8 protein-coding genes are annotated in these 11,493 nt (G+C 56.8%); 4 read left to right on the plus strand and 4 right to left on the minus strand.

The features are described 5' to 3' along the window. The first annotated feature begins 2 nt into the window (after positions 1 to 2). From ACQZ5H_RS25900 to ACQZ5H_RS25910, 3 genes are all read left to right on the plus strand, one after another. Positions 3 to 3,413 carry a DNA methyltransferase gene (locus tag ACQZ5H_RS25900; RefSeq protein WP_449099367.1) on the plus strand — a complete coding sequence of 1,137 codons (3,411 nt, stop codon included), beginning with the start codon at positions 3 to 5 and terminating at the stop codon, positions 3,411 to 3,413. After that, complete coding sequence (locus tag ACQZ5H_RS25905) at positions 3,413 to 6,673, plus strand: DEAD/DEAH box helicase family protein (RefSeq protein ID WP_449099368.1); 3,261 nt, start codon at positions 3,413 to 3,415, stop codon at positions 6,671 to 6,673. Before ACQZ5H_RS25900 ends, ACQZ5H_RS25905 begins: the two co-directional genes overlap by 1 nt. A gap of 587 nt (positions 6,674 to 7,260) precedes the next feature. Then, the gene (locus tag ACQZ5H_RS25910) at positions 7,261 to 7,425 is read left to right on the plus strand and encodes a hypothetical protein (RefSeq protein ID WP_449099369.1); all 165 of its coding nucleotides are present in this window, start codon (positions 7,261 to 7,263) and stop codon (positions 7,423 to 7,425) included. Positions 7,426 to 7,452: 27 nt separating this feature from the next. Here ACQZ5H_RS25910 and ACQZ5H_RS25915 read toward each other — a convergent pair whose 3' ends face one another. Then, a complete protein-coding gene (locus ACQZ5H_RS25915) occupies positions 7,453 to 8,724 on the minus strand; it encodes a Y-family DNA polymerase (protein ID WP_449099370.1) in 1,272 nt (423 codons plus the stop codon). Then, positions 8,721 to 9,152 (minus strand): LexA family protein, encoded by a 432-nt coding sequence (locus ACQZ5H_RS25920; RefSeq protein ID WP_225246477.1) that lies wholly within the window; start codon positions 9,150 to 9,152, stop codon positions 8,721 to 8,723. Before ACQZ5H_RS25920 ends, ACQZ5H_RS25915 begins: the two co-directional genes overlap by 4 nt. A 177-nt stretch (positions 9,153 to 9,329) precedes the next feature. On the opposite strand from ACQZ5H_RS25920, the gene ACQZ5H_RS25925 reads away from it, so the two are divergent. Next, positions 9,330 to 9,677 carry a hypothetical protein gene (locus tag ACQZ5H_RS25925; protein ID WP_449099371.1) on the plus strand — a complete coding sequence of 116 codons (348 nt, stop codon included), beginning with the start codon at positions 9,330 to 9,332 and terminating at the stop codon, positions 9,675 to 9,677. Here the strand turns inward: ACQZ5H_RS25925 and ACQZ5H_RS25930 are convergent. Both ACQZ5H_RS25930 and ACQZ5H_RS25935 read right to left on the minus strand, forming a co-directional pair. Then, entirely contained in the window at positions 9,671 to 10,012 is a 342-nt protein-coding gene (locus ACQZ5H_RS25930) for a hypothetical protein (RefSeq protein ID WP_449099372.1), read from the minus strand. The genes ACQZ5H_RS25925 and ACQZ5H_RS25930 overlap by 7 nt on opposite strands. Positions 10,013 to 10,379: 367 nt before the next feature. Next, entirely contained in the window at positions 10,380 to 10,868 is a 489-nt protein-coding gene (locus ACQZ5H_RS25935) for a helix-turn-helix domain-containing protein (RefSeq protein ID WP_449099373.1), read from the minus strand. Positions 10,869 to 11,493 lie beyond the last annotated feature (625 nt).

Here is an 11,493-nt window from a genome sequence, read left to right on the forward strand (position 1 = left end):
GTATGAGTCAGAAATTTGAGAAGCTGAAAACCCTGCTGAAGGAGCTGTTCCAGCTCGATCAGCCCGACCTGGATTTCGGCCTTTACCGGATCATGCACGCCAAGAGCGCCGAGGTGACGCAGTTCCTCGACAAGGACCTGCTACCGCAGGTCCGCCAAGCGTTCGGCCTTTACAAGACGGCCGACAAGGCGGAACTTGAGAAGGAACTTGCCAAGGCGATCGAGCAGGCGCAGAGCCTCGGCGCCGATCCCGAGACGCTGCCGAAGGTCAAGGACCTGCGCGCCAAGCTGGCCAACGACGCGGTCGATATCGGCGTGCTTGAGAACGAGGTCTACGACCATCTCTACAGCTTCTTTCGCCGCTACTATTCCGAGGGTGATTTTCTGGCCAAGCGCGTCTATCGGCCGGGCGTCTACGCGATCCCATATGAGGGCGAGGAGGTCAAACTCCATTGGGCCAACCGCGACCAGTTTTACATCAAGACAAGCGAATATCTGCGCGACTACGCCTTCCGTCTGAAGCCGGACGATGTGACCAATCCCATGCGTGTCCATTTCCGGCTGGTGGATGCCGCGGAGGGTGAGCACGGTAACATCAAGGCTGCTGAGGGCAAGGACCGCGTCTTCATCCTGGCGGCCGAGGATTTCATCGCCGAGGAAGACGGCGATCTGGTTCTGCGCTTTGCTTATCGTCCGGCGACCCTGACAGATTGGCCGGAGACCGAGCGCGAGGGCAAGAAGAAGCCGCCGGCGCAGAAGGACCTCACGTCGTCAGCCGTGAGCCGCATCCTGAAGGTCACCGATGCCGCCTTTACGTCGTGGATTGCCGAACTCGCCAAGCCGCATGTGAACCTGAACGGTGAAGCGCCCGGCCACTCGCGCGTTGAGGGGCATCTGAAGCGATACACCGCCCGTAACACCTTCGACTATTTCATCCACAAGGATCTGGGCGGCTTCCTGCGACGCGAGCTGGATTTTTACGTCAAGAACGAGGTGATGCATCTCGACGACATCGAGAGCGATACTGCGCCGCGCGTCGAGCAATATCTTTCAAAGATCAAGGTGATTCGCCGGATTGCGGGCAAGGTCATCAACTTCATCGCACAGCTTGAGGATTTCCAGAAGAAGCTGTGGCTGAAGAAAAAGTTCGTTGTCGAGACGAACTATTGCATCACGCTGGATCGGATTCCGGAGGAGTTTTACCCGGAGATCGCCGCCAACGACGCACAGCGCGAGGAGTGGGTGCGGCTGTTCGGGATCAGAAACAAGGACGGTTTTTCAATTCCCCTATCTGTCGAGTTTCTTAAGCAAAATACTTCTCTTGTTCTGGATACCTCCTTCTTCGATGCCGCTTTCGTAGAAAGCATCGTTGTCCTGCAAGATGCAATCGATGCTATGTTGAGTGGAATTTTGGTCCACTCGGACAATTTTCACGCACTAACGCTGGCGAACCGGCGTTTTAGTGACGTTGTCAAATCCATATACATCGACCCTCCATACAACACTGCCAGCAGCTCGATCCCCTACAAGAACAACTACAAGCACTCCTCGTTTGCGACTTTGATGAGAGACCGAATTGCCGCCTGCCATCCACTCCTAAGGCAGGATGGGGCAATTTTTGTTAGCATCGATAAGACCGAGCGAACTATTCTTGAGCACGCTCTTGATGATGTTTTTGGCGCTGAGAACCACATTGAAGAACTTATTTGGACGCAGGCGACCGCCAATAGTCAGCTTCCTAACTATTCCACCAACCACGAATACGTTGAGGTCTATGCCAGGGACCGCACATCCGTGGAGGCCGACAAAGCCATGTTCCGTGAACCTAAGCCAGGGTTCTCCGAGGTGATGGAACTGATCGCTGCATTGGATGCCGATTATCCGTCGCTGAGCGATGTGTCGAAGGCGATACAGGAGCTCTTCGAGAAGCACAGGCAAGAGTATAGAGCCGAAGTCGAGGCGAACGGACAGGAGTGGGACGCCGACGCCAAGCGGCAAGACCCTTGGCGCGGGCTGTACCCTTACAATCGCGCGGAGTATCGCGACGCTTCCGGTGTCTATGTCCAGGAAGAGGAGGCTCGGCAGCGCAAAGCGAAGCTATGGGTTTGGCGCGAAATGCCGACCGGAGCGCCTGCTTCCAAACAGTCGCCGACCACCAAGGACCCCAACCACCCCAACTACCGATACTATAAGCCAATTCATCCTGCGACAGGCAAGCCTTGCCCGCATCCACTGACAGGATGGAAATTTCCTGCGAAGCCAGACAAAAACAACGGCGATCGCCGATCATTCGAAACCCTTGAGGCTGAGAAGCGTATAGCCTGGGGCGACGACGAGACAAAAATCCCACAGACAAAAGGGTTTCTACATGAGGTAGAGACCAACATTGGAACAAGCGTCTTTTATGAATACAATGACGGTGAAGCTGAGTTGAATAATTTATTTGGTGAATCGGGACTCTTTCTTTCGCCAAAGAGCTCAAAATTCGTCAAGAAATTCGTTCTCCAATCCACCAAGCCAGATAGTTGGTTCTCCGATTTCTTCGGTGGAAGCGGGAGTTCGGCTCATGCCGTCATTCAAGCGAACCGCGAAGATGGCGGGCGCCGGAAATTCTTGACCGTTGAGATGGGCCTGCATTTTGACACGCTTACCAAGCCACGCATTCTCAAGGCGACATATGCTAGCGATTGGAAGGATGGTATGCCCCGGTCCGGGGACGGTGTGAGCGCCATTTACAAGGTTGTGCGTCTCGAATCCTACGAAGACGCCCTCAACAATCTGGCCCCGCAGCGCTTGCCGCAACAGGATGATCTCTTGGCATCCGCCGAAGCGCAGGGCGCCGATCGCCTGAAGGAGCAGTATATGCTCCGCTACATGCTCGACGTGGAGACGCGCGGCAGTCAGTCGCTTCTGAATGTGAAGGCCTTTGCCGATCCGACTGCTTACAAGCTGAAGGTCAAGCGTCCGGGATCAGACGAAAGCCGGGAGGTGAACGTCGATCTTCTGGAGACGTTCAATTGGCTAATCGGCCTCACTGTGCAGGGCGTCGCAGCGCCGCAGTCCTTCACGGCTGAGTTCGAGCGCGACACGGAGGGCCGGCTCAACATTAAGGGGCGGTTGCGCCAAGATGCAGCCGGTCCATGGTGGTTCCGCACCGTGACCGGCACCACACCGGAAGGGCACCGCGCGCTGATCATTTGGCGCAAGCTCACCGGCAATCCCCAGCAGGACAACCTCATGCTCGACACCTGGTTCACGCGCGCCGGCTATTCCGCCAAGGACAGCGAGTTCGGCCTCATCTACGTCAACGGCGACAACAATCTAGAGAACCTGAAGGCGGCTGATGACAGATGGAAGGTCCGCCTGATCGAAGAGGACTTTCACCGGCTGATGTTCGACGCGGAGGGCCTGTGATGGCCCGCACCGCGACCAAATCAAAGCCGCGCGTTGGCAAGCCCCAAATCAAGTTTGTTCACAAGCTGGCTCTGAACCAGTGGCTGCTATCGCTGTTCGAAGTGAAGCGGTTCGAGCAGCTGGCGGAGCATCTGCGCAACGAGAAGCTGGAAGGCATGGACGAGAACAACGTCCATCACTTTCACCATGCCCTAACGGCGCAGCTTTTCAATTTAACCAAGCTGCCGACCGAGCTCCTGCTGGAATACGACCAGAACATCGTCAAGCACACCCAGCGCCTAAACGAGCGGCGCATCACGCGCGGCGAACCGCCGATCGTCTGGAAATACTTCCAGTACCTGACGCTGCTCTTCACCGAGATCTATCTTGATCGCTATTTCAGCGATCCGACCGCGCTATTGAGCGCGATCAACGAGCAGGTCGCCGCGTGCAATGCGGACAAGGCAGAGGTAGACCACATAGCGCCTTTCAAGGAAGACGGCGAGGCATGGTCACAGATCAATAAGATTGCCTATTGGAGCGCGACGGGCAGCGGCAAGACGCTGCTAATGCATGCCAACATCCTTCAATACCAGTTCTATCTCGACAAGCATGGCCGACGCCGCGAGCTGAACCGGATCATCCTGCTTACACCGAACGAGGGGCTAAGCCAGCAACATTTGCGGGAGTTCGAGGCAGCGGGGCTCGCGGCCGAACTGTTCCGGAAGGATGGTACCGGGCTCTTCGCCGGCCAGCGAATCGAGATCCTCGACATCCACAAACTCAAGGACGAAATGGGCGACAAGACCATCGCCATCGACGCCTTCGAGGGCAACAACCTGGTGCTGGTCGATGAGGGTCACCGCGGCGCATCAGGTGGGGAGGAAGGTGCATGGATGCGCTTCCGCAATGCGCTCTGCGAAAAGGGATTCTCGTTCGAATACTCCGCCACCTTCGGGCAGGCGGTGAAGGGCAATCGGGCGCTCACAGACACCTACGCCAAGAGCATCCTGTTCGATTACTCATACCGCTATTTCTACGGCGACGGGTTCGGAAAAGACTACCAGATCCTCAACCTCGACGAGGGCACGCAGGCCAACCATCTCGACGCCTATCTGGTCGCGTGCCTCTTGGCGTTCTTTCAGCAGCAGCGGCTTTTCAAGGAGCAGAGCTCTGCGTTCCGCCCGTTCAACATTGAGAAGCCGCTTTGGATTTTTGTCGGTGGCAGCGTAACCAAAACGCTGGCCTCGCGAGATGCCTCCGATATCATCGAGATCCTGAAGTTCCTCTCCCGATACCTATCCAACCGCTCTACAAGTATTGAACGGATCGAGCGCGTCCTCAATCAGGGCCTTGTCACCGCAGGCGGGAAGAATCTGTTCGCAGGTCGCTTCACCTATCTGAACACGCTCGGCCTCTCCTCCGCACAGGTTTTCGACGAAACGCTGGCGATCCTGTTCAACGCCACAGGTGGCGGCGCTCTCCATGTCGAGAACCTGAAGGGCGCAACTGGCGAGATCGCACTGCGTGTCGGCGACAATGAACCCTTCGGTGTGATCAACGTTGGCGACGACACCAAGCTGGTCAAGCTGTGTGAAGACAATGGGATATCGACCCAGGACAGCGAGTTCGCGGGCTCCCTCTTCCATGGGATCAACACGCCGCAGTCGACCGTCAACCTACTAATCGGCTCAAAGAAGTTCACCGAAGGCTGGAACAGCTGGCGCGTGAGTACAATGGGTCTGATGAATGTCGGTCAGACCGAAGGCTCGCAGATCATCCAGCTCTTCGGCCGCGGCGTGCGGCTCAAGGGTTATGGTGCGAGCCTCAAGCGCAGCGGCAAGGCGCAGTTGCCCGACGAGATCGAGCGCCCCAAGCACATCGGACTGCTGGAGACACTTTCTATCTTCGGGATTCGAGCTGACTACATGTCCCAATTCCGCGACTTCCTTGAAGAGGAAGGGCTGCCGGTCAACGATGACCGTATCGAGTTCATGCTGCCGATCATCAAGAACCTGGGAACCCAGAAGCTCAAGATGATCCGCCTTAAGAATACGATCAACGGCGTCAGCACCGAGTTCGGAGATGCGTTTCGGCGATTGGGGCCAATTCCCACGCTGTCGAAGCCAGATCCTGCCAAGGAAGAGGCTACCGAATACCTTCAGAAGAACCAAGTCGTCCTGAACTGGTATCCGAAAATACAGGCCATGAAATCGGGCGGCGTCTCCGGCGGGGATGTCGAGGCAGCACCAAACCCGGCCCATCTTAACACAAGGCATATCGCGTTCCTTGACCTTGACCGGCTCTACTTCGAGCTTGAGCGGTTCAAGGCCGAGCGCGGCTGGTACAATCTCAACCTGTCTGCAGAGGGCATTGCCGATCTGCTTGCTGATCAGAGCTGGTATCAGCTGCTCATCCCGGCCGAAGAACTGGCGTGTGACTCTTTCGAGAAAGTTCGACTTTGGGAAGAAATCGCCCTGTCGCTGCTGAAGAAGTTCACGGAGCGCTACTACACGTTCCGCAAGCGTGAATGGGAGTTGCCGCATCTCGAATTTCAGGAACTGACGGAAAACGATCCGAACTTCCCCAAGGGCCGAGATGAAGACGGCGAAGGATACTACCGCATCCTACTCGACCGGTCGCAGGAAGAGATTGTGACGAAGCTCACTGAGCTGAAGGACCTGATCGAGAAAGGTGATTTGAAGCCGTGGGAATTCAGCGGCATGAAGGCGGTCTGGTTCGGGCGGCATCTCTATGAACCGCTTCTTTATCTCGATCAGAACGTGGTCGAAGTCAGTCCAGTCCCGCTCAACAAAGGCGAGCGAAATCTGATCGAGGACGTGAAGTCATTCCATGACAAGACGCCAGCGTTTTTCGCTGACAAAGAGCTCTATCTGCTGCGCAATTTGAGTAAGGGTAGAGGCGTTGGCTTTTTCGAAGCCGGCAACTTTCATCCGGATTTTATCCTCTGGCTGATTTCAGGCAGCAAGCAGTTCATCGCCTTCGTCGATCCTAAAGGAATTCGGAACATCGGGTTCAATGATCCCAAAATTCAGTTCTTTCAGACCATCAAGGATATCGAGCGACGACTTGGTGAGCCTTCCGTGAAGTTAAGCAGCTTCATTGTGTCGAACACGCCCTCGCACGTCATGAGACTGCAATGGGGTGTCGACAAGCCAGCGATGGAGGCACGGAACATCCTCTTCCAAGAGGAAGACAAGACGACCTACGTCGGCAAGATGATGGAGCAGATAGCTTCGGCGCCGGTAGGTCTCAGCTGAAACGAACATGCTGCAGAAGCACTGCTGATCGCGTCCGAGCAAGCCTGCGCCTGATTGCGTAGCCAGGCATAGTCCAGCGCCCTTTTCAGTCCCGCGCCGGGTCGCAGGCGTTGGATTTTGTTGGCAAGCCGCGCCTGGTAGGCGCGGTCGTAAGCCGCAGCCGGCGGTCGGCCTAGAGGGCGTGCGCTTTACTCGAGGTCATTTCCGCATGATTTGAAGTAGTTGGCGTATTCTTGCGATTAGAACCGGGTGACGATCTCTCAGACGGTGTTCCACAAACCCTCCTATCCGTTCGGCTTTGGCGCGGAAGACAACTTTAAGCTTCGGGCAGGCCTTCTCGATAGGAATTAAGTCGAGACTGTGGGGAGGAAGGGAAAGCAACCAACAACGGACAGGAATTTTCTCTCTCAACATTGGCCAATTACACCGACAAGGGAGGACTCGCGTCAATGATACGCGGTTCCCCCAATTTCGCTGCTGCGCAACGAAATCGGCTCCCCCACGCCCCGTAGGCCGCCTTCGGCGGTCATTGACCCACCCCCCCCTTATCGGTCCGGCACCTTTGTTTTCATTCAAAGGAGCCGACGATGACCACTTACGACCACATCAACGAACTGCGCGCCGAACTTGCAGCGTCCATCGACCAGGCCGAGCGCCAGCAGATCGCAGCGGAGCTAGCGTTGGCCGAAGCGAAGCTTGCCGAAGAGGATGCTGCTTTCGAAGCGCTGATCAGCGACGAGCCGCCCCACTAGGGCGGTTTCTCATTCATGGCCTCGACCTCATCTTGCCAGCGCGACTGGCAGCTCCTTTATATTGGTTGTGTATCGCGGCGATCGGCGGTCAAACTTGGTTTGCCAATCGCGCTTGACGCCGGCCGAGGCCGGGATAAGCGAACCACGCCCAAATTTCCCATTGACCGCATCCAGCGCCGTCATCAGCCGTTCCGACTGGTCACGGTCCCGCGCGTCGAACAGGGGCCGCGGCTGTGATGCGGCCAGCACCAGATCATTCATAATGATGCCGGCCTTCGTGTAACGATGGCCGTCCCTGAAGATCTTGCGCGCTCCGCTCTGAGCGGCCCGGATCAAGTCAAAAGTGTCGTTGGAAGCCTCGGGGAAATGGACTGTCGTTTGTGCCGAGTGAGGTTTGTCCTTCTGATTGAAGCGCGACGTGTGCATGAAGACCGCCATATGTGTTGCCTCGAGACCATGCCGGCGCAGCTTCTCTCCTGCCCTCATCGCATAGGCCGCGACCGCCTCGAGCATTCCGGCCAGATCCGTAACCGGCGATCCGAAGGATCGGGTTACGGCGCAGCCCTTCCGTTGTGGCGGTACATCTTCGAGCGGAAGACATGAAATGCCCTGCAGCTCCAGAACCGTCCTTTCGCCCACCACGCTCAGGAGATTGCGAGCAAGCCGCGCATCAACGCGGGCCAGGTCGCCGGCTGTCTCAATGCCCAGGCCGAATAGTTTTCGCTCTGATGCCGATCCAACGCCCCAAACCTCCCCCACCTCGACGCGATCGAGCCAGCTTTGCCGAACGGCTGCATCTGTCAGATCGCAGACGCCGCCAAGCTCCGGGTTCTTCTTTGCAACGTGGTTTGCGAACTTCGCCAGTGTCTTGCTCGGGCCAATGCCGACACATGTCGGGATCCCGGTCCATTGCTGAACCGTGGACCGAAGATCGCGGCCGAAAGTAACGCGATCGGCGGGCCTGATGTCGGTCATATCCAGAAAGCTTTCATCGATCGAATAGACCTCAACATCCGGAGACCATTGCCGATAGATCGCATTCAGCCTAGCGCTCATGTCGCCATAAAGGGTGTAGTTGCTGGAGTAGACCGCCACGCCGTTATCGCGACAGAGGTCACGGATCTTGAAGTATGGTTCGCCCATGCCAATTCCGAGCGCCTTGGCCTCCGACGTCCTGGCAACTGCACAACCGTCATTGTTGGACAGGACAATCACCGGGCGCCTTGCAATGGAAGGGTCAAAAACGCGCTCGCACGAGCAATAGAACGAGTTGCCGTCAATCAGTGCGAAGGAAGTCATCCCTTGCTCCTCGGTCGCAGCCAATGAACGTTGCAGAGTGCCACGCCCCAGATCTCGACTTCTGCAATCTCCGGAAGGTCGAACAGCGGCATGTCCGAATTCTCGAACATCAGCCGCGGGCGACCACCCGTCATGCGCAGCCGCTTCAACGACCGCTCGCCATGAACGGTCGCTACGACAATATCGCCGTCGACCGGGCGCAGGCTGCGGTCGACCACGATCAAATCCCCGTGGAAGATTCCCGCGTCTCGCATCGAATTTCCGTCGACCTTCCACAAGAACGTCGCCGGCGGGTTCCGGATCAGGAGCTTTGTGAGGTCAATCGATTCTTCGATGTAGTCATCAGCGGGTGATGGAAAGCCGGCGCATAACCCGTGGAGCATGAGAGGCACGTAGACTTCTGCCTCGATTTTCAGGCCGGCGAGCATTTCAAACTGGTCCTTTCGTGATACGGAATGAAAGGAACAAACAGGGAACGCATGGGCCGCTAAAAGTCAAGATGGAACATGACGCGAGCCTAATCTGCAGATTTGCACCTGACGCGAGTGTCCGCGTGGTGTTAACTTTTTGAGGCGTTGTCACAATGGAGAGGAATAGGGATCGCCATGACTGACGAAACGGAACACCTGTCAAACACGCTGATGTGGACCGTCGGCATGATCACCCAAGCCGGGCCAGACGACCTCAAACGTGTGGCAAATGCCTATCGAGAAGCGCAGGATCTGGTTTCGCACATTCCAAAGACCGAGGAAGGCGCGCGGCCTCGTATCGTCGCGTGCTTCCACAGGTCAGACAAATATCGCGCTGCGGACGATATCGCCTGCGTTGGATGGATCCTAACGGCGATCCAGGAGCGCGTGAACGAAGGCGATCTGCGAGACTGGAGGAAATTGCGAACAGTCGTAAAGCAGATGGTAAAGCTGCTGCCGGAGCCGACGCGCTCGCTTCACTGAATATTTGGTGTATCGAGAAGATGTTCAAAGCCCTCCCAGGTCGCCTTGTCGTCCACCCAATGACGCTGAAGCTTTTTCCATCTTCTGTCCGCCGAAACCTGCATCTTCGCGATGGTCTCAAGGAGTTGGCGCGAGAATAGCAGCTCGTCCTGTTGAGCGGTTTTGAATATGATACCGCCCTCTGGGTCATAGGAAACGTGAAGCAGCTGATTGTCCGCATCGAGGACGAACATGGACACTTCGGGTTCGCCATCTTCATTTTTGGTTACGATCAACGTATCGACTGGGTAGCCGCCGGTTGCCTTTTGCAGTGCCTGGTCAAAAGCATTGGTCATTGCATCACCTTTTCTGTCACTGTCGAATTTAGCGGAACGGTTTTGCCGGGGGAAGTCGGTCCCGGCTTCCGCTTCGCGGCGCTATGCTAAGCCTCCTGCGGCTTCCCTTCTTCCGTCAAAACCGTGTCGAGAATTCCCGCTTTCCCGCCCTTGAAGGAGGGGCGGCGCTATGCTGAAAGCTCCGATGTTCTTCATTGTCTTCCTCGGATCTCGGACTTGCGCCGATCGATCCGAGCGATGGCTTCGCCAGAGGGGCCGGAAAGGACGCTGCATGAGCGCCGGCTGTTCGCCAAAGGCGGCCGGCGCGCGGTGGAAACCAAACCCAACCCGCTGAGTGTCATGGCGCGGCTTTCGCCGCGCCATTCGTTTACTGCCTTCCGATCGTCCGGGGCTCCATGGCGATCACCAGGTCATGGACCATCTTCAAGGTCGTATCGTCGAGCTTCTGCAGGTGGTCGACCGTTTCTCCCATCAGCTTGTTTCTCTCTGCTTCCTGTGAGTTGCCTTCGGATTGAGGGGGCCGTTCTTTGATGAAAGGATCGAAGAACTCTTCCGGAGTAATATCGAGGACCTCGAACACGTGGAGCAGGCGTCCGACGGTCATCAAGGATGAGGCGTTTTCATATCGGGCATAGGTTGCCTCCTTTAGGCCCAGGAGGGTCGCGACTTTCGCTTGCGCAATTTGTCGGTCGGTTCGCAGCTCACGGAGCCTTTGAGCGACAAGCTGATCCAGTTCCTTGAGGTCGATGATCTTTCCGTCGAGCCGTTTGCGATAGATCGGATGATCTTTGTTCGGGTCGTCAACGCGTTCAAGTCCGAGATGGCCTACCCACTGCTCGAGTCCGAAACCTGCCATTGCCACCAACCACACTGGAATTTCATCGTTGTTCCTCCGGGACAATTAAAGATGGCGCCTCGAAAGTCTACCCTGAATGGCTGCTTTGGCGCATCGCTTGGCGACCCCGCTCTATGCCTTCGGCACGGAGCCAGCAGCCGCTGTCTCCGCCCATTCGGGTAACGATCGGTTGCGCTGCGGCTTCGCTTTCAATCCCATGCATCTTGGGCAAAAATCGGTTCGGAACATTTACAGCTTTCCGCAATCGACACATATTGCCCGCTTATCAGGTCAGGTCGTGGCAGATCTCTAGCCCTTTTCTGTCATGTGCCTACGGAGGCCGCCCTGCCTCGTATCGGGGCGGCCTTTCCCCTCCCCTACTGCTCTTCAAAGTCATCCGCATCAGCACGGTTTGCCGGGTCTCGGCCAGGATAAAGCAGTGACGCCGGAGGCGTCCTGTCTGTTTCTTTGATGAGGGAAAGAGGAGCGCTGTCCCCTCTCCCTCACAAGGGGAAAAAACGGTCTCCCCGTCCTTCCTTCGCGCAGCCTTGGGGCAGCGCTTTGTGCAGGAGCGCCGCTGACGCGACGCCCCTTCGGCTTTGCCTCGGGCGGGCGAACCCCCTCCGTTTTTATCCCCTTGCCACCC

Source organism: Rhizobium sp. 21-4511-3d, assembly GCF_053522545.1.